We start from the raw sequence: 295 nt of genomic DNA, 5'->3' as shown, positions 1-295 counted from the left end.
ATCTATCGTAGCGCATTTGGGGCTTACGACACCCACGCCACCAGAGGGCGCGCTTCCGCCGGAAATCGACCCCAATAAGGGATATTTCGTGACTGTTGGCACCATTGAGCCTAGAAAAAACCACGCCCTACTGCTGGACATATGGGAAGGGTTGGAAAATAAAACGAATTCGCCGCAATTTGTCATTATCGGGGCGCGCGGCTGGAAAAACGAAGCAGTGTTCAAACGACTGGATTTAAAGCCGAGAAACGTGGTCGAGTTTAATAATTTGTCGGATCGGGCCGTTGCCCAGATT

1 protein-coding gene is annotated in these 295 nt (G+C 50.8%); it reads left to right on the top strand.

The genetic code is table 11. The features are described from left to right. Positions 1–295, top strand: a 295-nt coding sequence (locus AB9F29_RS22200; RefSeq protein ID WP_369757288.1) for a glycosyltransferase, incomplete at both ends; no start/stop codon positions are given.

It is taken from the genome of Falsihalocynthiibacter sp. S25ZX9, assembly GCF_041205405.1.
Taxonomy (GTDB): domain Bacteria; phylum Pseudomonadota; class Alphaproteobacteria; order Rhodobacterales; family Rhodobacteraceae; genus Falsihalocynthiibacter; species Falsihalocynthiibacter arcticus.
The sequence above is the reverse complement of the archived record's forward strand: the minus strand, read 5'-3'. Positions and strand labels throughout refer to the sequence as shown.